Here is a 20,894-nt window from a genome sequence, read left to right on the forward strand (position 1 = left end):
TCCTGTCCGGGTCACCGAGTCGGTGGTGCGGTGGCCGAAGCGGTGCCGAGTCGGTCGCACAGCGCACCGGCGAGCGTGTCGGAGCTGCCGTAGGTCCACAGCAGGGTGGGCGAAAGCCGCAGTCCGAAAGCCGATTCCAGCCGGTTGCGCAATTCGAGGCTCAGCAGCGAATCCAGCCCCAGCGTTTTGAAGGGCGCCCGGCCGTCGATGCCCGCCGGGTCCAATCGCAGCACCTGCCCGGCCAGTTCGCGGATCTTCCCGCCCACCAGCGATTGCCGGGCGGCCTGGTCGACGGTGTCCAGCCGGGTCATGAATTCGCTTTCGTCGGAATGCGTCCGGCCGCTGGCTGCGGCGTGCCGCAACCGCTCCCAGCTCGGCTGCGCGGCGGTGTCGGGATAGGTGTCCAGCCACTGCCGGATGTCGAGCGGCACATAGGACATCACCGGTTCGTCCACCGTGAGGAAGCGGCGTAGCGCCGCCCACACCTCGGCGACCGGGAGACTACCCATACCGTGCGCGGCCAGCCGCGCACCCCGCTGTGCGGTCGCGGCCGCCAGGCCGACCTCCGCCACCGGTCCCCACTGGATGCTGAGCGCGGGCCTGCCATCGAAGCGCCGGGCCTGCGCGAAGGCATCGAGGTAGGCGTTCGCCGCCGCATAGGCGGCCTGACCTGGATTGCCGATCAGCGTTGCGGCCGAGGAGAACAGGACGAAGAGGTCCAGTGGATCCTCGGCGGTCAGCTCGTCGAGATTGCGGACGCCGTCCACCTTGGGCGCGAGTACCCGTGCCAGTCGATCGGCTTGTAGGCCGAGGACGGTCGCGTCATCGAGAACCCCCGCCGCGTGGAACACCCCGCGCAGCGGCGGCAGCTCGGTCCGCGCCGTTCGCAGCACGTCCGCCAGCGCGTCTCGATCGCAGACGTCGGCTCGTACGCTGCGGACCACGGCCTCGGGACGGTCGGCGGTGATACGTGCGATCCGGCGATGTACGTGCTCACCGGGAACCGATCGGCCGACGAGTAGCACCGCGCCCGCTCCGGCATCCACCAGGAATTCCGCGAGAGACAGGCCCAGCGCGCCGTGCCCACCGGTCACCAGGTAGGTCCCGGCGGCGCGAAACCTGCCGCCGGGCATGGGTTCCGGCTCGATCGAGGTGATCGACTCGGGTCGGGTCAGGACGAACTTGCCGATGTGCGCGCCCCGCGACAGCTCGCGCAGCGCCTCGGCGGCCTCGGCGAACGAGTACTCCGTCACCGGCAACGTCGGCAGCCTGCCCGCGGTGATCTCGGCCCAGACCTCACCGACCAGGGTCGCGAATCGCTCGGGACGGCGCTGCATCAGACCGGCAAGGTCGACCGCCGAGAAGCTGATCCCCTTGGCGAAACTTCCCAGCGGGAGACTGCTGCCACGGTGGATGTCCTGTTTGCCGACCTCGATGAACCTCCCGTCCTCGGCCAGCGCCGCCAATCCCCGCTGAATGCCCGCGCCGGTCAGCGAATTCAGCACCACATCGACCCCGCGCCCCGCGGTCGCCGCCCGCACCCCGGTCACCCACCGCGGCGATCGCGAATCGAAGACGTGCTCGATGCCGTTGTCGCGCAGGTACTGTCGCCGCTCGGGACTGCCCGCCGTCGCGATCACCGTCGCGGAACAGCGCCGCGCGACCGCGATAGCGGCGAGCCCCAGTCCGCCGGTCCCGGAATGGATCAGCACGGTCTCGCCCGGTTGCAGCCGTGCCACGGTCACCAGCCCGTACCAGGCGGTCGCGGTGACGAGGGGCAGCGCGGCCGCCTGCGGGAACGGCAGTCCGGCAGGAACTTTCGACGTGTGGTCGGCGCGTACCCGGATATGGGACGCGAGGGCCCCGGCCCGGTAGGCGATCACGGCGGCGCCCACTGCGGGCTCGACCACGCCGGGACCGGTCGCGGTGACCACACCGGCGCAGTCGATGCCGAGCAGCTCCACATCCGCGGAGCGGTCAGGATAGGTCCCCGCCGCGGTGAGGACATCGATGAAGTTGAGCCCAGCCGCCCGAATCCGAACGACCACCTCGCCCGGCCCCGGGACCGGGGCGTCGAGCGGACGATAGCGCAGGCCGTCCCACACCAGATCCGGTCGCGGCCGCAGCTGGAACGGCTGGGCCGGTCCGGTCCAGGGACGCTGCGCGACAACCGGATCCGCGGCGGGTATGTCGCGCACGAGCCGGGCCACGAAGCGCCCGCCTGCCCGTAGGAGGACCTGATCCTCCTCGGAGTCGCCGCACACCTCGGCGGCGCAGTCGTTCCACCGGTCGGGACATTCGGCCGACGCGAGGTCCACCAGACGGGTTCGCAGTACCGGATGTTCGCGCCGCAGCACGCGGCCGAAGCCCCAGAACATCGCACCGCCCGCATCGGGGCGCTCGCCGCGATCCACCGCCTGCGCGGTGTCGGTGGCGATGACGAGCCGAGGCGGGTTGGCTCTCGATGCGCAGTCGGTCACCAGCCGCGCGAGCGACAGGAGCGCGGCACTCTGGGCAGCCGGTGTCGAGCCGGCCGGCGGTGCCAGAAAGACCACCACTGCGGCTGGTGCGTCGGTTTCGGCCATTCCGGTGATCTCGGCCCCGGCTCGGCGCAGTGCTGGAATCAACTCGGCCGCAACGGGGTTCGGTGCGACGGCCACCGTTGTCGGCGCGGACGGCGGCGATGCGGCGGGCACCGCGACCATCGAGAGCCGGAACTGGTAATCGGCGCGGAGATCGTCGTCGTGCGTGCGCTCTATCGCGGCGAACTCCAGCCCGACAATGCTCGCGAGGGGTCGGCGCGTGAGATCGAAAAGCTGGATATCGACCGAAGTGGCCGACCGCCGCACCACGTGGGACCAGATCCCCGTGATGTCCACTGCGGGATCCAGGTGCGTTCGCAGGCTCGCGACTCGGACCGGTACCAGCGTCCGGGCGTCGTCGAACACGGCCAGCGCGGCCTGCAGAGCGTTGTCCAACAGCACCGGATGCAAACTGCCGCGCACGGTTTGGGCGCGCCCGTGCTCGCCCAGTTCCACCGCAGCGAGCACCTGCCGGAGATCCTGCACGAAAAGCCTTCGCAGACAGCGGAAGTCGGGACCATAGCCCAGACCTCGAGCTGCGCACGAATGGTAGAACGCGTCGAGGTCGTGGGCCGCGGCGTCGAGCAGTCCGGTCGGGAACGCGACCGCGACCGCGTCGGGGTTCCGCTCCGCTGAGCATTGCGCATGGGTGGTCCAGGACCTGTCGTGCGGCGGCTGCGAGCGGATGTCGATCTCGACCCGGTCCGGAAGGTCTTCGCGCAGTACGACGTGGACGGTGACCGCGGGACCCGGCACCGTCAGAGCGCTGCGGAATTCGACGCCGGTCAGTTCGACGGATGTGCCGCCGCCCCACAGCTCGGTTGCCGCCGACAAGGCCAGCGTGACGAGCAGCGCGCCCGGCGCGACCACGGCCTGGTCCACCCGATGATCGACCAGCCACGGCAGCTCGGTAGCGCCGACGTCGACCGCGCACTGCCAGGTACCGGGCTCGACCGGGGAGGCCGTCAACCGGGTGCGCGGACCCGGTGCCCGGCTGCGGCTGTCGGGCAACCAGTGGGTCCCTGGTTGCAACGGGTACCCGGGCAGGGGAGTGCTGACCGAGGTCACATTGCCGAACGGCGCCAGCCCCGAGACGAAGGCCAGCGCTCTACTGCGCGTCAGCTCGGCCACCGGATCGCTACCGCGATGCAGCGACGGCAGCACGACCGGTGGGTCCGGTCGCAGCGCCGCCAGCTGCTGTACGGCGTGCGACAGGATCGGATGGGGTGAGATCTCCACCGCATGGGTGACCCCGGCGTCGAACAGCGCCGCCATGGCATCGGCGAAAAGCACCGGCCTGCAAAGATTCTCCACCCAGTACTCGCCGGTGAGCTCGTGCGATTCGATCGGTCGAACCAGCGTCGTCGACATCATCTCGACGGTGCCCGCCTGCGGTCGCACGCCGGAGAGCAAGGCGCTGAGCGACTTCCGCAACGGCGTCATGCCGACGCTGTGCGAGGCGTAGTCCACGTTGACCGGTCGGCAGAACACGCCCTCCGCCTCGAGCACCTGCCGCAGCAGGTCGACGGCGTCCGCCTCACCCGACAGCACACACGAGGTGGGCCCGTTCACCACCGCCAACGACACGCGGTCGGCGAATCCGTCGAGTGCGGAGGGGATCTCGGCGACCGGCATCTCGATCGCGAGCATCTTCCCGGTCCCGGCCGCCGCACGCACGACCCGGCTGCGGCGCGCCTGCAGCAGGGCCGCGTCGGTGCGGGTCAGATGACCGGCCACGGCCGCTGCGGTGATCTCGCCCTGGCTGTGGCCGATCACCGCATCCGGCTCGACGCCCGCCGCGCGCCAGCTCGCCGCCAGGCCCATCGAGACCGCCCACAGCACCGGCTGGACCTGGTCGACCCGCTCGAGCCAGTCCGTGCCGGAACCGCCGGTGATGATCGGTATCGGTTCCCAATCCACGTGCGGTGCAAGCGCTTCGGCGCACGCGTCGACCTCGTCGGTGAAGGCCGGGTCGGTGCCGTACAACCCGGCTGCCATCCCGTGCCACTGCGAACCCTGGCCGGGAAAAACGAAAGCCACCCGACCGCGCGTCCGGATTCGCCCGGACACGCGGTCGGCAGCGGGGGTCGTCGGGTCATCGGCGTAGCGGCGCAAGGCCGCGACCCGAGCATCGGGATCGGCACCGACCACCGCACAGCGCCAGGTGTGATGGTCTGTTCGATCGGCCAGCGCCGCAACGATGTTCGCGCCGTCGGCCTCGGCCACGGTCAGCGAGTCGGCGATGTCGCGGCAGCGCTGCCGGAGCGTGGACTCGGAATGCGCGGAGACGGGCACGAATCCGGGGTCGCCCACCGGCGCGAGCGGCCGTTCGGCGGGCGGCGTGCGCAGCACGACATGAGCATTGGTCCCGCCCCAGCCGAAGGAGTTGACGCCGAGGTACAGCGTGCCGTCCGCGGCGAGATCGGTGCGTTCGCGCACCACCTTCAGGTTCAGCAGTTCGAACGGTATGCCGGGATTGAGTTCGTGGGCATGCAGACTCGCGGGAACGCTGCGATGCTCGGCGCACAGTACGCATTTGATCAAGCCGGCGATTCCCGCGGCGGCCTCCAAATGGCCGATGTTCGTCTTCACCGAACCGATCAGCAGTGGGCCTGCCTGCGGTGGTCGCCGCACCCCGAGGATCTCGCCGATGGCTGCCGCTTCGATCGGATCGCCGCGGCTGGTCCCGGTGCCGTGCGCTTCCAGGTAGGCCAGGCGCTCCAGCGGCACGTTGCCGCACCGGTAGGCGCGGCGCAGCAGATCGCGCTGGCCCTGCGGATTCGGAGTCACCAGGCTTTCGCCGCCCCCGTCATTGTTGACAGCTGTCTCGACGATTACGGCCCGCACCCGGTCGCCGTCGCGTCGCGCCTGCTCCCAGCGCTCGAGGAAGACCGCCGCCACGCCCTCACCCCGGACGAAACCGTTGGCCGTCGCCGCGAAGGCGGCGCAGCGACCGTCAGGGGACAGCCCGCCGAAATGGGTGAGGCCGATCGAAACATCCGGGGCCAGAATCAGATTGACGCCCCCGACCAGCGCGGCGTCGATATCGCCGGAGCGCAGCGCGCGCACCGCGAGGTCCAGCGCGACCAGCGCCGACGAGCAGCCGGTCTCGACGGTCAGGCTCGGGCCGGTGAGACCGAGGAAGTAGGACACCCGACTCGAGATGATGTCGAGTGCACCGCCGACCGCGCTGTGCCGGTCCGCACCGAGACCGCGTTCCTTGCGCAGGATCTCGTAGTCGTGCCAGGACGCACCGACGTAGACCCCGACCCGTCGGCCACGCAGCCGGCTCGCCGCGACACCACCGTCTTCCAGTGCCCGCCAGCAGGTTTCGAGCATGAGCCGCTGCTGCGGATCCATCTCCCGAGCCTCGCGCGGCGAGATCCCGAAGAACCCCGCATCGAACTCTCCGACACAGTCGATGAATCCGCCCACCGGCTGAATGCGATGCACCGGATCCCAGGGGGTGGCGGTGTCCCACCGGTCGGACGGCACGTCGACGATCGCCGACCGCCCGTCGATCAGCAACTGCCACAACGCCGATACGTCGCGCGCGCCGGGAAACCGGCACGCCATCCCGACCACGGCGACCGAGTCGGCCGCGTCGAGTTCGGATTCCGTGGCGGTCATCGCCGTACTCGTGCGGACGGGCGCCCGGACCGCGGTCGATCCTGGATGGCCGGGGCGGGTCGCAGCCCGGAGCCCAGCCGTGCCAGTCGCGCCCCGCGGCGATGCCCGGATTGAGTCAGCAGGGCCGCCGCGACAAGGAATCTGATGCGTCGCAGGTGGTGTGGAGCGCCGTGAATATCGTCGATCGGATAGCAGCTCAGCCGCGGGGCCAGGGCCTGCGCCCAGCGCCAGTCCGGTGCCGCCGCGAGTTCGTCGCGGGTGCTGACCACGAAGTCCACCGGGCAGCCGATCTCGGCGACCTCGGACTCGGTCAGTGCCAGCGCTGGAAGACACTGCGCCAGCTCGCCGGAAGTCACACCGCAGCAGCGTGCCAGGGCGTGTGCGGTGATCACGGGCAGCTGTGCGCGCGGATCGGCACGAATGAAGAACGCTCGCAGCGGGGCATCGACGGTGACGATGCGGGTGATGCGGTGATCGACGGTCGCGGCGGCCAGGGCGAGGTGTCCGCCGAAGCTCGGTGCGATCAGGACCGTCCGCGTCGAGTCGCACACCGTCCCGACCGCGCCGATCAGCGCCGGGAACAAGGCCGTCGCGGCCCGGTCGTATCGCATCGGATTCTCGCCGACACCAGGGAAATCCACGAGCGCGATACTGCACCCCACCCGGGGGGCGAGATCGAGATACGCCGCCCACTGCTCCTTGAGCGAGACGATGCCGCCGATCACGATCGCCAACGGGGTGCCAGGTCCCGCGCTGCGGAACAGGAACGGCACCTCGCCGTGCGGCGTCCGCGCGACTTCGCGACTACCCGCGCCCCGGTCCACGAGATCGGTCGCCACCAGGCGGGCCGCCTCGGCCGCGGCCGCCTGTTTGGGCGCGGTGTCGGCACACGGGAATCGAGCCAGACCGTACAGATCGGCTCGGCGTCGCACCGGCGCGGCGGAATCGGCGGCCAGCTCGGTGAATACCCCGAGCCAGCTGCCGGTCTCGGTTCCGTCGAGTGAGGTGATCCGCGCCAAGAGCGCCTCGATGTCGTCGATTCCCAGAAACTTCGCGTGCAGCAGCACGAACGACTTCGCTTCGGCCAGTGCCTGATCGGTCTCGTTCATCGTGGGCTCCAGTTCTCGAGACGTTCCTTGACCTCGGCGAGCAGCTCGGCCGCGGGCGCTCCGTCGATGACGCGATGGTCGAAGGCCAGCGTGAGCATGAACGCGGGTGCGACGACGACGGCGCCGGACTTGACCAGCGGTGTCGCTTCGATGTGCCCGATGCCGAATCCGAGCGCACCCGAGATCAGCGGGTGAATCAGCGTCACCGCCTCCTGTCCGACGGAGGTCACCGCCACCGTGCCCTGCACCCGCGCCCGCCAGGCGGGCCGCATCGCGGCGATTCGGTAGGCCAGGCGTACCAGCGGCAGCGGAAGGTGTTGCAGTCGAACGAGATCCGCGAGCGGGCCGGCGCCGTCGAGTGGAGCCTGGCGGTACCGATCGATGGTCTGCTGAATCTGGTCGGCCGAAAGACGCTGTGCTGCTTCGATCGTGCACGGCAGCACACACCGGACGCCATCCCAGGTGCGGTCGAGCAGCACTTTGGCCTGGACATCCGCCATCTCGGTGAATCGTGGTCCGCGCGGCCCGGTCCGCAGCACGGTCCGCCCGGCCGGGTGTTTGGCGACCACCCCGGCGACGGCCGCGACGACCATCGCCACGTAGCCGAGCTCTGCGGCGCTGTCCGTGCGTGCCTGCGTCATTCGGGTGGCGTCCACCTGGGTGGCGAGATGTACGTGCTTGATGCCGCGGGTTCCCTGATCGAGAAAGGTCCAGGTTCCCCGGCGTGCCATCGGAAGTCCGGAGGTATGCGTCATCGTCAACCCGCCTGTGCTCGTGGTGAAGGGAGCGCGGACCGGACCACGACCAGCAGCTCGGCCGGTGTCATCGCCGCCATGAACTCGTCGAAGTCCACCGGTACGGTCAGGCGGCGCTCCAAGCGCACCAGGAAACGAAGCTGGTCCACCGAATCCCAGTGCGCCAGATCGGAGAGCACGGTGTGTGGCGTGAGCTGATCGGCATCAACGTCGAGCAATTCCTCGATCAGGTCGGCGAGCATCTCGTACGAGAACATCGAGCACCTCCTCGGCACCGGCGACCGTCAGATGAGCCGGTCCCGACGCGTCGTTGTCGGCCGGACGCCGCCAGCGCGTCGCGCCCGGTCGCGGGTCCGGTGCGATCTGTTCGAATCCGTTGCGTCCGAGCAGGTCCGCGCACATGCTGTTCCTGCCGGTCGGCACGAAGCTGGCCGTGACGGCGGCCCGGTCCGTTCGGGCAGCGGCCCGAGCCAGCACTGCGAGCAGGGCGCTCTCGACTCCGCGCCCGAATGCCCGGCAACTCAGTACCAGGTTCTCGATGGACCACTCGTCGCCGTGATCGCGCAGTGCCACCGCGATCACGATGCCGCTGTCGCCGAAACGGTCGCTCAGCCGGCCGCACACGAAGAAGCTCGCCGCGTGCGCGGCCGGTTCGGCCATCTCGACGACGGTGTAGCGCTGCCCGGTCAGGTTGAACTGGTTGGTCTTTCCGAACAGCTGCGCGACCCTGATCCGGTGCATCGGTCCCGCGCAGTGCAATTCCAGACGCTGATCCAGGCCGCGCAGGTAGTCGTCCAGGTTGTCGGGCCGTTCGGGAAAGCGCTGCCGGTCGGCTCGCATCATCGCGGGGCGAGCGGAGTCTTCGGTGGTGCGCGCGAGCACGTTGAAGTGACCGGCGGCCAGCAGCACCGCCGCGTGATCGGCGGGATCACCGGTCGGCTCGACGACCGTGACTTCCGGTGCGGCCGCGCGCATCAGCCCGCGCTCCACCGGACTGTCGTCGAAGAACACCAGGGCGTCGGTGTGAATCCCGAGTTCGGCGGCGATGGCCCGCAGGTTCGCGTGTTTCGGTGCGAAATCGATGCGGTGGGCGAGTAGATCGGGCGGACGCAGCAGCATCTCCGGGTGCCGTTCGAAGGCGGCCATCGCCACGTCGTGATCGTTCTTGGAGGCGACGGCGAGCAATACGCCCTGGGCCGCCAAAGCGGCTGCGGCGCGCTGCAATTCGGCATGCCCCGAGCCGGGGTAGACGCCGCCGACCCGGATCCCGTCGATATCGTCCTCGGCGATCGTGCCGTCCCAGAGCGTGCCGTCCAGATCCAGCACCAGGCATTTGCGCGCCAGGCCGAGCTGCGCGACGAATATCCGGGCGAGTTCGTCGGCCAGTCGGGCGAGATAGGGCATCGCGAAGGTGACACCGGCGATATGCCGAATACGGTGGGATTCGAACACGATTCCGCTGTGGCCGCTCACTGCCTCGTAGGCCAGCGCCACCACCCCGGTTTGTTCGCCCAGCCGCAGGATCGCGGCATTCATCAGCGACCAGGCCGCGTCCAGCCGGGCCTTGCCGCGATAGTCGATGACGACATCGCGACGGCGCGGACTCATCGGAACCGTCGTGACGATCACCTGGGCCCGCAGTTGTTCGCGCGCGCGGGCGATCCATTCCTCGAGCTCACCGGGTAGCTGCGCGCAGCTGCGGGCGATCGCCTCGACATCGCTGTCGGCGCAGGCCATATCGAACACGACGTGATCGTCGAGGACCAGTACGACCACGGCAGGGGAGCAGGGCCATCGACCGGTCAGCGCGTCATGCCGCCAGGCGTCGAAACCCGCGGCGGTGACCTGCGGCAACACGCCTTGGCGCAGCAGGTGTGCGAACACCAACGGCGGCACAGACGTCAGGGTCGAATTCCCGTAGAGCAACACCGAGGTCTCGGGCATGATGCCCGAGCCACGCCACGCCGCCAGGGTGCTGTCGGCGGTCAGCAGCTTGCCCGCACTCTCCAGTTCGAACGGGTCGGTCAACCCCCACAACAGATTTCGTACCGCACCGAGGTGCTCGGCCACACCGGCACGGCGCAGTGCGCGCAACCGGTGCAGTGGACGTGGCATCGCGGCGGACGTCTCGAACGGAGGCCCGGTCATGCGGCGGGCCTGCCCCGGTAGCGCAGGGCGGCTCCGGCCACGATCCACTTGGAGGATTCGATGGTGACCACGACGAGGCGGCGTTCGCCCGATGCGCGCGGATCGATTCGTTCGAGCGCGCGGGTGAGTTGAATGAACGGCAGCGCGTTTCCGTTGTTGCCGGTGTCGGCGACACACGAGATCGCCTGCTGCTCGGTAACTCCCAGGCGGCGGCGAATCAGCTCGGACATGATTCCGTTCAGTTGCGGCACCAGTACGAAATCGACCTCGCCGCACTCCCATCCGGCGGCGGCCAGGACCTCGGCGAAGGTGCGATCGGCGAGGTCGGGCACCTGCTGCGCGATGGCCCGGTAGTCCTCTTCGCCCATCGGTTCGCGCACGATCGATCCGTCTGCCGCCTGGATCTTCGGCGCGCCGTCGGTGCCGTACCAGCGCACCACCTGCGCCGGTTTGCGGCCCAGGCCAACCGTTTTCAGCACGATGTGGTCGAGAACCAGCCCCGGGTCCCCGTCATCGGACTCCACGATCACCGCGCCACCGCCATCACCGAACAGTGCGAAGTTCACCAGTTCGGCGGGTGGCATGCTGCGGGACAAACCATCCGCGGGCCACAGTCTCGAGACCGAATCCGCGCCGATCACCAGTCCGCGGCCCAGACCGGCCGCAAGTAGGGCGCGCGCGGTGTACAGACCCTGCATCGCGCCGGCACAGCCGGAGGTGAGCTGAAACGTCGGAATACCGTTGATGCCCAGGCGATCAGCCACGGAGTTGACCGTCGCGGGCATCAACGCGTCCGGTGATGCCGTGGTCAGAATGAGGAATTCGAGGTCCTCGGGTGCGACCGCGGCGGCCGTCAGGGCCTTTGCCCCGGCTGCGGTGGCCAGATCCCCGGTATTGCGTGGTCCGCCCGCCGCGTCGCAGAAGTACCGAGTCCGATTTCCGGTCATCCGATCCAGCCAGCGCTCGTGCAAACCGAATCGCGCGGCCATCTCCCCGTTGCCGACCGGCGAGCCCGGAAGGACTTCGGCGAGCCCACGAAGTTTCATACGCGCTTCCCGTCTACCGCTGCACGAACTCGTCGACGTCGACGCGCGCCGAAATGCTTTCGGCCTGCCGAGAAAAAGTTACAACCAGCGCATAGAGGACCAATGGAGGATCGATGGAGGCCCGATCCCGGTACCGGCTTCCGGCCCCCGGGTGGCTGGTCGGGCGGATAACGTGGAATTCGTGGACGCATTGATCGTTCCCGGGCAGGGATCCCAAACACCCGGAATGCTCGTTCCGTGGCTGGCCTTGCCGAATGCCCGTGAATTGCTGGCATGCTGGTCGGATTCCGCGCAACTCGATCTCCTGACCCTCGGCACCACCGCCGGACCGGATGCCCTCACCGATACCGGAGTGGCACAACCACTCCTGACAGCGGTGGCTCTGCTGGCCGCGAGCGCGCTGCCAACGCCGCGACTGGTGACCGGGCACTCGGTCGGGGAGGTGGCGGCGATGGCCCTGGCCGGGGTCATCACCCCCACCGAGGCCATCGCGCTGGCGGCCACGCGGGGGCGAGCGATGGCCGCGGCCTGCGCGCTCGAATCCGGCGGCATGGCAGCCGTTCTCGGCGGCGATATCGCGACGGTCTGCGAGTCCGTCGCCGATGGCGGGCTCGAGGTCGCCATCGTCAACGGGGTAGGTCACCACGTGGTTGCCGGGCGGTCGGATCGAATAGCGGCCTTCACCGAAACTCCGCCGCCCGCAACGAAAGTCAGAAGGCTGACGGTCGCCGGGGCGTTCCACACCCGCCACATGAACCCCGCTGTGCGGCAATTGGCCGATCACGCGGCGCGGCTGCGTCCTCGCGATCCCGTCTGCGCCCTGATCTCCAATTTCGACGGCAGAATCGTGCGGACCGGCAGCGAGGCACTCGCGCTGCTGGTCGCACAGCTCACCCGCACTGTCCGCTGGGATCTCTGTCAGCGGACCCTGCACCGAGGCGGTGCCACGACCATTGTCGAACTGCCGCCCGCAGGTGTTTTGACCGGAATCGCCCGGCGCGCCCTGCCCGGCGCACGAATCGTATGTTTCCGGAGCCCGGCCGACGATCCAGCCAGTACGTCCGCCGTGTGAGTCCGCACCGACGAGCACCGGGCCACGTCATAGCGAGCGATTCCGTTGGCTACCGTCGGTCGGCAGCAGTGAGCGAATAGTCGGGCAGCGGGTACTCGGCGCGCTTGGCGAGCAGTCGGGTGAGCAGACCCATGACCAGACCGGCGGGCCGGGACGCCAACACCGCTACGAACAGCAGCGCTACCCTGACGCCGCGGCGAGTGTCGGGATGGCGCAACCGCACCGAGGTCTCGGTGCCCTTCTGCACCTCGGTGACCAGCGGCCGCAGCCGGTTCTCGTAGCGGGTGAGGGCGTGCACGTGATCGGTTGGGGCGGCGGCGATCTCACCGGCGAGCAGGTACGCGCCGATCAACGCGAGAGCGGTACCCATGCCGGTCATGGGGGAGCCGCAGTAGGCGGCGTCACCGAGCAGCACGACCCGGCCCTGCGACCACAGCGGCATCCGGACCCGGGTGACCTCATCGAAGTAGAAGTCGGGGGAATCGGGCATGGCGGACAGGATTTGGGGGATCACCCAGCCGTGCCCGGCCAGCCGATCCCGGATGAGCCGCTGCTGGGCAGCGACATCCCGGCGCAGGGCGGGATCGGCCGGAATCTGGGTGGAGATGATGGCCATCGCGGTCGCCGGATCCGGATCGGGGCGCACCGCGACGGCGGTGCCGGGGACGGGACACACACCGACCCAACCGCTTTCGATGCCGGAATCGACCGGCGCCGGAATGGTGAAGAAGGTGATGTACGCGCCGAGATACTCGGTGAAGCGTTCGTGCGGGCCGAAGACCTGTTCGCGCAGATCCGAATGCAGGCCGTCGGCGCCGATCACGATGTCGAATTCGGCGGTGGCGCCGGAGGCGAAGTGCACGGTCGCCGCGTCCCGATCCTGGACCAGCTTCTCGACCCATTCGCTGTAGCGGTATTCGAGGGTCCCGGATTCGGCGGGCAGCGCGGCGATCTGGTCCAGCAGCACCTGATTGAGGTCACCGCGCGCGATCTCGATATCGGCGACCGGACCCTCGCCGCCGAATGCCTCGGCGGGCAGCGCGGCGTGCTTGCGGCCGCGTTCGTCGACGAACATCATGCCGCGCTCGTGCAGTTGTCGCTCCCGGATGCCCGGCATCAGCCCCATCCGCTCGGCCACCTTGCGACTGGGTCCGCGCAGGTCGACGGCCTGTCCGCCCGGCCGCGGCACGGCGGCGCGTTCCACGACCATGACGTCGATCCCCGCGCGCAGCAACTGCAACGCGACCGCGTTGCCCGCAATCCCGCCACCGCAGACCAGAATTCGAAGTGATCCCGACATTCGACAACCTTCCCCGTCCACCCGATCCTACGATGGCGCTCGAAATGCGTTGCAGGTCAGCCTCCCCGGGCGTCGATCACACAGCGATTTCCCAGCTGTGCCACAGTGCGGCGGGAGTGTGACCGTCTACATTGGCGGGGATCGGTGCGTCGACGCTGGGCGATTGCCGCCGATCGGATGTTTGTGTGGATCGGATTTCGTGGTGGATTCGCCGCCGCCGCGAGATCTGTTGTGGTAGTGCGTTATCGGCGACATGGAACTGTGTGCCGGGTAGGTCACCCGGCAAGTAATGTGACAGTTCACCAGATGAGGGAGAGGGAGCCGAGCGATCGATACCACCACTAGCGCTTTCTCGCGTGGCACGTTCCTGCGAGGGGCACTCGGGATCGCGGCAGCCGGACTGGCTTCCGCCGCTGGGCTTCCCATAGCGCACGCCGACCCGTCACCGTCCTGGATCGAGCTGGCCGACGAGGCCAACTGGCAGCGGCTGGCCAAGGAGATCGCAGGCCGTGTGGTGCGCTCCGACGATGAGGATTACTCGTCGGCCAAACAGATCTTCAACACGCAGTTCGACGAAGAGCAGCCGGTCGCGGTGGTCCAGGTGGCCAACGCCGACGATGTCGCCGCGGCAGTCGCTTTCGCCGCCGCCAACGATCTGCGGATCGCCGCCCGCTCCGGCGGGCACTCCTATGCGGGGGTGTCCTCGGCGACCGGCGTGATGATCATCGACCTGCGCAACCTCAACAACATCACGTATGCCGACGGGCAGGTGACGGTCGAACCCGGTCTGGTGCTGTACGACGTGTATCAGGCCCTCGACCCGTACGAGCAGACCCTGCCGACGGGGATGTGCCCATCCGTCGGCATCGCGGGCTTGACCCTGGGCGGCGGTCTGGGTTTCGAGTCCCGTCGCTATGGCATGACATGCGATCGGCTCATCGGCGCGAATCTGGTGCTGCCCAACGGCACCAAGGTCGAAGTGTCGGAAACGTCGCACCCCGACCTGCTGTGGGGCCTGCGCGGCGGTGGCCACTTCCTCGGCATCGTCACCTCCTTCACCTACAAGACCTGCCCTGCGACGCCGAAAGACCTGGTGCGCCTGACCTTCCCGGGTGACCGCGCCGCCGACGGCATTCGCGGCTGGCAGCAATGGGTGACCAAGGCGCCTCGTGAACAGTGGGCGGATTTCAGCGTCGACTGCGACGGCAATGGCAGCCTGGACTGCTGGACCCAGCTGGTGTGCGCCCCCGGCACGGGAGCCGCGGCGGCCGCAGAGTTCACCGCCGCGGTCGGCATGCTCCCGCTCAGCGTGGAGATCCGGGCCCTGTCGCACATGGAGACCATCCTGGCGCTCGCGGGCGGCAGCGCCACCCAGCCACGCGCCAGCTTCACCAACGGGTCCGACGTAGTCACCACCCTGAACGACGAGGTGATCGGCGTGATCATCGCATCGCTCACCAAGTTCTCGCAGGCGGGCAATACCGGCTGGGTCCAGATCAACACCCTCGACGGAGCGGTCCGCGACACCCACCTCGACGCGGCCGCCTTCCCGTGGCGCAATCACGCGGCCCTGGTGGAATGGGGTGCCTACGAACCGATTCCGCCGGATGTGGCACGCGCCTGGGTGGTCGACTCCCACGAGATGATCAAGTCCGCCTCGGCGGGCGGTTATGTCAACTACCTCGAGCCGGGCGACCCGATGCAGCGCTATTTCGGCGACAACTACACCCGCCTCGACACCATCCGCAGCATCGTCGACCCCACCTACCGCGTCTACAGCGCCCTCGACGGCTGATCGCGAACCTCGGTCCGCGCACGCTCACTCGGCGGTGCGCGGACTCCGGGAGTCGAGTTCCTTTCGGGCGGAATCGAACCAGGCCTGCGTGCCGACCAGTCCGGCGGTGATGTCCTTGCGTGCGCCGTTGAAGCCATAGAGGCTCCCGGCGTAGCGGGTCAGGACCGAGCCCTCGGGCTCTTCGAGTTCCTCCAATACCGCAGTGTCGCCGAGCAGGTAGGCGACTCCTGCGGCATCTCCGGCCGTCCAGGTGTCGCGGTGGTCGGCCCAGCCGTCGCGGCGGACAGTGACGGCCCGGTCGACCAGTTCGGCCCGCAGCGTGTCGCGGTCGGCCTGGGTGGGCTCCCGCTTCTTCAGGTGATCCCAGCTGATCGGTTCGTCGGGCACTCGGACTCCGTCCTTCGAAGATTCGCGGCGGCGAAGAGGATTCAGCTACCGAGCCTATCGCCTCCGGTTGCCGCGACCCAGCAGGGCGGCGTCACAGTGACGGTTTTCGCCTGCGAAGTGGCCTCGACCCGGAGCGCCGCGAATGCGTTTGCCACCAAGATCAATCGCGCGGGAAGATCGAAGACATGGACACCCGCCCCGCTTCATACGCCGGATTCCGACTGATGGCCGTACACGCCCACCCGGACGACGAATCGAGCAAGGGCGCGGCCACTATCGCCCTCTATTCCGAACTGGGCGCCGAAGTCATGGTCTGCACCATGACCGCCGGCGAGCGCGGCGACATCCTCAACCCCGCCGTCGACCGCCCCGAAGTCCAGGCCAACCTCATCGATGTGCGCCGCCAGGAAATGGCCAGCGCCGCAGCGATTCTCGGCATCCAACACCGCTTCGTCGGCTTCATCGACTCCGGTCTCCCCGCCGAAGGCGAACCACTCCCCGCCGACAGTTTCGCCATGGCCCCCCTCCCAGAAACCACCGCAGCCCTGGTCCGCCTCATCCGCGACTTCCGCCCCCACGTGATCGTCACCTACGACGAGAACGGCGGCTACCCCCACCCCGACCACATCAAAACCCACCAAACCGCAGTAGCAGCCTTCACCGCCGCAGCCGACGCCACCCACCACCCCGAAACGGGTGCCCCCTGGCAGCCCCTGAAGCTGTATTACACCTGCACCCACAGCAAGTCATACTTCCAAGCCATCTACCAGGCAATGACCACAGCCGGCCTCACCTCCCCTCACAGCAACGTCCTCGACGAATGGGACGACTCCACCCCCACCTGGGAAATCACCACCCAGATCCCGTGCGCCGCCCATTTCCCCACCCGCCACCGGGCCCTCTTGGCCCACGAAACCCAGGTGGACCCAAACGGCCCCGCCATGTCCTGCCCCGTACCCCTCGAAATGACCGCTTGGCCCACCGAGGACTACCACCTGGCATACACCCACGTCTCAACCACCTTCCCCGAGAACGACCTCTTCGCAGGCATCGAATTGCCCACTGCCTGAACCTTTGTGGAAGGCGCTTCCAAGACCAGCCCGGGTCTAGCCTGCGGTAATGATGGATAGGCCGCCCCGACCTCTACTGTTCCTCGACGTCGATGGACCATTGATCCCGTTCGGGACGAACCCGACGCACGAGAGCACGCCACCACCCAGGCGATAGTGGATTGGCCGCAACGTCCAGACGATCCCACCGACGAATGGTTCGGGCTGCATTGGAAGACCCGACCACTGACCGAATGGGCGGCAGGACGATCGTTCATCTGGATCGACGACGAGATCACCGACCGCGACCGGGAATGGGTATCGGCACATCACCGTGGACGAGCTCTCCTGCACCACGTCGACCCGCGGATAGGACTGCAACGGAACGACTTCGAGACCCTCATCGAGTGGATCGCCGCCGCGGACAACTAATCGAGTCGTGGGTTCGCCAACGTTCGTGGTGGGATCTGTGTCGTGAAGATCAGGCAGTATTCCTATTTCTCGGTGAAGAGCACCTCGCTGTCAGCCGCTGCGATGGCCGCTCGGATCGAGATGGAACCGGACGAGGTACTCGTGATGGGTAGCCGGTCAGCCGAATATGTCCTTCCACGTGTTCATGCCTGGAAGATCGTCTGCCGCGGCGATCAGAGCATCGAGGATCAGATCCAGCATCTGATCGATCGGTTGGAACCGGTTCGCGCGCAACTGACTTCCCTCTGCACCGACGAAGAGGTCACCACCACAATGCAGGTCGTTCGCTATTTCCGTGACGCAGGCGGCGTCGAGGCCGCTCCGCATGACACTGGATGGGATCGAGCGCGGCAATATCCTCGACCGCTGGGGTGGCATCTATCGCCGTCCGCACTCCAGTTCCTGGTGTCGACCCGAGCAGCGCTCGACGTTGACGAGTACGACATGGGCGATGACTACGACAATTAAGTGAGTTGCACATCTCGGCCCGAATCGGTTGTCAGCAAGTGATATTGAACGTCGTGCCGTCTTGAACCGGTTGCATACCTCGTTTGCGCATGTAACCATCGATCCTCATGATCGAAAGAATCGAGCACCCCTCCGCCCGGTGACGGCCACCGCAGGTTCGGCTCGGCTCGGCCCCCGCATTGCGTTCTACGAGCATGCCCGAGCGCTGGAACGTCGGCATCCAGGTATCCCGTTGCCCGCGAACGGCGAGCCGTATCCGGACACCGACGGCCTGGGCGCCTCGCATTCGGATGGCAGACCGTGCGACAGAGACGGCGTCCATACGGCTCGGATTCTCGACGCGTTTCTCAGCACTTCGGGGAAGAACTGCGATGTCGCGCAGTTGAATCGAGAGCTCGCCGAGCACCGGCTGCCGATTCACCGACAGGTCGCCATCGTTGAGGCAATCGGGCGTGCAGACCCTGAGCGGGTTCGTGGGCTTGCCCGTCTTCTCACTCGGACCAGTGTCGAAGAGGCCCCGACCGTGCTGGGTATGGCAATGCTCGCCGAGGTCGGGAGCGTGGAGGATGTCCCCCTCATTCAGACGGTGGGTCTGCTCTCCGGCACTTTCGGCCCGCTCGCTGCCCGGGCTCTTGCGCGGCTCCCTGATGCGGCGACCAATCTCATCTGGCTCGCCGACCGGACCGCCGGTTGGGGCCGCGTGTATCTCGTCGAGGCCATATGTGACCTCCACGATTCCGCCGCCGAACCGTGGCTGCTTCGAAAGGCGTGCGACGGCCATCATCTCAACGGCTACTTTGCGCACCAGGTCGCGCGGACGGCGCGGATGCATGAAGCGATTGCGCGGCCGGACGCTGATACAGACCTCGTCGACCACACCGGCCGGTTGCTGGCGATCCTGGTAGGGAGTTTCGGTATGAGCGACTCGATTCTGGACTACAAGCACGCAGAACGGGCGCTTGCGCAATATCTTTCGCATGTCGGGCGGCTCGAGCCGAATCAGGGCCGCTGCTACGCGGTGCGGACTCTCTCCGAGTTTCTGAGTGGTGGGGCCTACATCCGTCCGCCGGACTGGGCATCTCTGGACTCGCTGCGCGCAGGGTACCGTTCGATGGCTACTTGGCCAGAACCGAGGTCGGGCAATCTGCCGATATGGTGCGGCTAGGCTCGGGTGCTGTGGGGGAGCGAAACAGCTTGCGGCGCAGGGGTATCAACCTGGGTCGTCGCGTTATTGGCCTAGATACACCGCCCGCCGAGGACTCCATCGCTAATCTGCACAGCGACGAGGTGGAGGTGCCGGGGCTCGATCGGCGGGAGACCGTGCAGTTTGGGCGGATCCGGATGCTCGGGGCCACTGGAACAGTATTGATGGCGATCAGCGCGCTGGGGGTGGGCGCCCAGCCGGTGCATCAGAATCCGGTGTCGGGTGTGCGGGTGGTCGGATTGTTCGCACGGATGCCGACATCCATGCTGGCAACGAGCATGATCGGCACGGTTGCGGTGGTGCTGGCCTGGTTGCTGTTGGGCAGGTTCGTGGTCAGCGGTAGCAGTGGGGCTCCCGCGCAGCGGATCAGCCGCTCTCAGCTAGCTCGCACCCTTTTGCTGTGGATCACTCCACTGATCATCGCTCCGCCGATGTTCTCCAACGACGTGTATTCGTATCTGGCACAGAGCGAAATCGCGCACCGCGGCCTGGACCCGTACGTGGTGGGTCCGGCAACCGGGCTCGGCTTGGACAATGTGCTCACCAATAACGTGCCCAACATTTGGCGTGAGACGCCGGCGCCGTACGGCCCGTTGTTTCTCTGGATCGGCCGCGGGATCGCCGCGATCACCGGTGACAACATCTTGCTCGGGGTCTGGGCGCATCGGCTGCTCGAACTCGGCGGGATGGCGTTGATCGTGTGGGCGTTGCCGCGATTGGCACGCCGCTGCGGGGTAGCGCCGGTGAGTGCATTGTGGCTCGGCGCGGCCAATCCGCTGGTGCTGTTTCACCTCGTCGCGGGGGTGCACAACGACACGCTGATGCTCGGACTGATGTTGGTCGGGCTGGAGTACTGTCTGCGCGCGCTCCCCACTGGTGTTGGCGTGGAGAGGGATTCACCGCCGTCGTTGGACAGGCGCGCTTGGGCGCTGCTTGGGTTCGGTGCAGTTCTCATCACCCTCGCGGCCATGGTCAAGGCTCCGGCGATCATTGCCCTGGGTTTCGTCGGCATGGTGCTGGCTCGGCAGTGGGGCAGGCGGATCGGGTCTGTGATTCGTGCCGCGATAGTGCTCGGCGTCATCGCCGCGCTCACCACTCTGCTGATCTGCTGGGGTAGCGGTCTGGGTTTCGGCTGGATCTACACCCTCGGCACGGCCAATGCGGTACACAGCTGGCTGTCGCTTCCGACGGCTCTGAGCATCATCACCGGATTCGGCGGTGTACTCCTGGGTCTGGGTGATCACACCAACGCGTTGCTGAGCCTCACGCGTCCGCTCGCGATGGCGGCAGCCGCGTTCCTGAGCCTGCGCATGCTGGTGGCCACCTGGACCGGGCGCCTGCACCCGATCGGTGCGCTCGGCCTGTCGGTGGGTGCAATCGTTCTGCTGTCATCGGTGGTGCAGCCGTGGTACCTGCTGTGGGCGATCGTGCCGCTGGCCGCGTGGGCGACGAAACCGACGTTTCGAGGACCGGTGGTGACATTCTCTGTGGCAGTAGGGGTATTGGAGATGCCACGCGGCGCCGAGTTCACGGTCTTTCAGATCGTCGAGGCTGCCTCCTCTGTCGTCGTCGTGTCGGTTCTGTTCATCGCGTTGACCCGTAATGCGTTGCCGTGGGGGATTCGGCGCGCTGCCTGCTCCACAATCCCGAAGGTGCTACGCGCCGACGCAGAGTAGCGGCGCTGGTTCGCTCCAACCCACTCGTTCGAGTCTCGGATGTTTCGTTTCTGCGGGAATTGGGACGGCCGTACAAGCGAGCACAGTTTTTGGATGAGTTACGTCGAAATACGTTGCGTTGGTGCGACGCAAACGGAAACGTAAAAATACCGTGCTGAATTGGGAGAAGCGGGAAGCCTGACCCCCGATAAGGTTCACTTAT

General features: G+C 67.6%; 15 protein-coding genes. 7 read left to right on the forward strand and 8 right to left on the reverse strand.

Annotated features, from left to right (window positions below):
* Window positions 1-11 precede the first annotated feature (11 nt).
* Genes OG300_RS11510 through OG300_RS11535 form a run of 6 tightly spaced genes read right to left on the reverse strand, consistent with a single transcriptional unit; the run spans window position 12 to window position 11,270 of the window.
* On the reverse strand, window positions 12-6,212 hold the full coding sequence (locus OG300_RS11510; protein WP_405494979.1) for an SDR family NAD(P)-dependent oxidoreductase: 6,201 nt from the start codon (window positions 6,210-6,212) through the stop codon (window positions 12-14).
* Window positions 6,209-7,321, reverse strand: coding sequence for a hypothetical protein (locus OG300_RS11515; protein ID WP_405494981.1), 1,113 nt, complete (start codon window positions 7,319-7,321; stop codon window positions 6,209-6,211). The genes OG300_RS11510 and OG300_RS11515 overlap by 4 nt, the downstream gene beginning before the upstream one ends.
* A complete protein-coding gene (locus OG300_RS11520; RefSeq protein WP_405494983.1) occupies window positions 7,318-8,052 on the reverse strand; it encodes a 2-oxo acid dehydrogenase subunit E2 in 735 nt (244 codons plus the stop codon). The genes OG300_RS11515 and OG300_RS11520 overlap by 4 nt, the downstream gene beginning before the upstream one ends.
* A 26-nt stretch (window positions 8,053-8,078) precedes the next feature.
* A complete protein-coding gene (locus OG300_RS11525) occupies window positions 8,079-8,333 on the reverse strand; it encodes an acyl carrier protein (protein WP_405494985.1) in 255 nt (84 codons plus the stop codon).
* Window positions 8,281-10,224, reverse strand: a complete 1,944-nt coding sequence (locus OG300_RS11530) for an HAD-IIIC family phosphatase (protein WP_405494987.1) — start codon at window positions 10,222-10,224, stop codon at window positions 8,281-8,283. The genes OG300_RS11525 and OG300_RS11530 overlap by 53 nt, the downstream gene beginning before the upstream one ends.
* A complete protein-coding gene (locus OG300_RS11535) occupies window positions 10,221-11,270 on the reverse strand; it encodes a 3-oxoacyl-ACP synthase III family protein (protein ID WP_405494988.1) in 1,050 nt (349 codons plus the stop codon). Before OG300_RS11535 ends, OG300_RS11530 begins: the two co-directional genes overlap by 4 nt.
* A 181-nt stretch (window positions 11,271-11,451) precedes the next feature.
* Between OG300_RS11535 and OG300_RS11540 the strand changes: the two genes are divergently transcribed.
* Window positions 11,452-12,342, forward strand: coding sequence for an ACP S-malonyltransferase (locus OG300_RS11540; protein WP_405494990.1), 891 nt, complete (start codon window positions 11,452-11,454; stop codon window positions 12,340-12,342).
* A 49-nt stretch (window positions 12,343-12,391) separates the two neighbouring features.
* On the opposite strand, the gene OG300_RS11545 is transcribed toward OG300_RS11540, so the two are convergent.
* Window positions 12,392-13,642, reverse strand: a complete 1,251-nt coding sequence (locus tag OG300_RS11545) for an FAD-dependent monooxygenase (RefSeq protein WP_405494992.1) — start codon at window positions 13,640-13,642, stop codon at window positions 12,392-12,394.
* 511 nt (window positions 13,643-14,153) lie between these two features.
* Between OG300_RS11545 and OG300_RS11550 the strand changes: the two genes are divergently transcribed.
* Complete coding sequence (locus tag OG300_RS11550) at window positions 14,154-15,437, forward strand: FAD-binding protein (protein ID WP_405494996.1); 1,284 nt, start codon at window positions 14,154-14,156, stop codon at window positions 15,435-15,437.
* Window positions 15,438-15,461: 24 nt separating this feature from the next.
* Here OG300_RS11550 and OG300_RS11555 read toward each other — a convergent pair whose 3' ends face one another.
* Window positions 15,462-15,824, reverse strand: a complete 363-nt coding sequence (locus OG300_RS11555) for a hypothetical protein (RefSeq protein WP_405494998.1) — start codon at window positions 15,822-15,824, stop codon at window positions 15,462-15,464.
* A gap of 185 nt (window positions 15,825-16,009) precedes the next feature.
* Here OG300_RS11555 and mca point away from each other — a divergent pair, with 185 nt between their 5' ends.
* From mca to mptB, 5 genes are all read left to right on the forward strand, one after another.
* Entirely contained in the window at window positions 16,010-16,894 is an 885-nt protein-coding gene (gene mca, locus OG300_RS11560) for a mycothiol conjugate amidase Mca (protein ID WP_405495000.1), read from the forward strand.
* A 156-nt stretch (window positions 16,895-17,050) separates the two neighbouring features.
* On the forward strand, window positions 17,051-17,305 hold the full coding sequence (locus OG300_RS11565; RefSeq protein WP_405495002.1) for a hypothetical protein: 255 nt from the start codon (window positions 17,051-17,053) through the stop codon (window positions 17,303-17,305).
* 42 nt (window positions 17,306-17,347) lie between these two features.
* Entirely contained in the window at window positions 17,348-17,812 is a 465-nt protein-coding gene (locus tag OG300_RS11570; protein ID WP_405495004.1) for a DUF4279 domain-containing protein, read from the forward strand.
* Between the two features lie 139 nt (window positions 17,813-17,951).
* Window positions 17,952-18,977: a hypothetical protein gene (locus OG300_RS11575; RefSeq protein ID WP_405495006.1), complete on the forward strand. Its 1,026-nt coding sequence runs from the start codon at window positions 17,952-17,954 to the stop codon at window positions 18,975-18,977.
* On the forward strand, window positions 18,965-20,692 hold the full coding sequence (gene mptB / locus OG300_RS11580; protein ID WP_405498528.1) for a polyprenol phosphomannose-dependent alpha 1,6 mannosyltransferase MptB: 1,728 nt from the start codon (window positions 18,965-18,967) through the stop codon (window positions 20,690-20,692). The genes OG300_RS11575 and mptB overlap by 13 nt, the downstream gene beginning before the upstream one ends.
* Window positions 20,693-20,894 lie beyond the last annotated feature (202 nt).

Origin of the sequence: Nocardia sp. NBC_00511, assembly GCF_045161165.1 — a bacterium.
In the GTDB taxonomy this organism is placed as follows: Bacteria; Actinomycetota; Actinomycetes; order Mycobacteriales; family Mycobacteriaceae; genus Nocardia.